The following is a 517-nucleotide window of genomic DNA, read 5'->3' on the forward strand; positions in this document are numbered from 1 at the left end:
GAAATCGACATCATGGCTTAGGGTGAGAATTAAACCTTCTTGCTGTACCACCTCACCGCTTTGATGAATACCATTGCGATAATCAGCTACAGCGATCCGGTCACGTAAAACCAGTAATTCTGACTCAGGTGCCGCATCAAAGGTAATGGATTTGCGCTGGAAGCGAAGCTTGTTCCAAAGCCGGTACGCATTAAAATGAGCTTGCCACTTGTTACGCACACCTACAGATTTCACCTCTTTGGGGTTCTTGGCCCCTTTATCCGGTAGATAGATATTGATACGACTATCGTCGGCCGGATCCGTGTATTCATAGATCAGTCCATCGTAGTCATCCATCACGCCAAAGGTAAGATCATGCTTGTAACTATCAGGAATAATATTCCTGAAGTTAAATAGCATTACCGAGTTATCAGTTGGACGTTCAAAATAAAGCTTGAGCTTATTATTTTGCCGATATGCAGTACAAAACACCGCATCACAAAGATTGGTAACCAGCTCTTCAAAAGATAGATTCGTA

Annotated in this window: 1 protein-coding gene; it reads right to left on the bottom strand. The window is 42.9% G+C overall.

Annotation, left to right across the window (positions count from 1 at the left end):
- Positions 1–517: host specificity factor TipJ family phage tail protein (locus ABD296_RS50355; protein ID WP_344285874.1), on the bottom strand; the 517-nt coding region annotated here is incomplete at both ends.

The organism is Actinomadura napierensis (assembly GCF_039529375.1).
GTDB classification, from domain to species: Bacteria; Actinomycetota; Actinomycetes; order Streptosporangiales; family Streptosporangiaceae; genus Spirillospora; species Spirillospora napierensis.